Origin of the sequence: Natrialba sp. PRR66, from assembly GCF_034808065.1 — an archaeon.
GTDB lineage: Archaea > Halobacteriota > Halobacteria > Halobacteriales > Natrialbaceae > Natrialba > Natrialba aegyptia.
Genome location: NZ_JAXHGN010000045.1, coordinates 1 through 289, shown reverse-complemented (window position 1 = coordinate 289; position 289 = coordinate 1). Strand labels below are relative to the sequence as shown.

Below are 289 nucleotides of genomic sequence, written 5' to 3'. Positions count from 1 at the left end.
GCTGTACCAGGGCGAGTTCAAGGCGTACCCGCGCGCAGTGAAGTGGTTCGCCGAGGACCGCGTGGGGGTCGACCGCGACGCCAAACCCGTCAGAGAAGACGGCGACGAGGACGCCGACCTGCCCACCCACCGCGGCAAGAGCGAGGACCGCGCGGCTGACCTGCGATACGGCGAAAACCCCCATCAGGACGCCGCGCTGTACGCCGACCGCACCTGCGAGGAGGAAAGCGTCGTGGACGCACCCCAACTGAACGAGGGGGCGAAGGCGCTCAGCTACAACAACTACAAC

Annotated in this window: 1 pseudogene; it reads left to right on the top strand. The window is 67.5% G+C overall.

The window, feature by feature from the left end:
- Positions 1-289 (top strand): annotated as a pseudogene (locus SM755_RS23420) (phosphoribosylglycinamide formyltransferase); the annotation flags it as partial.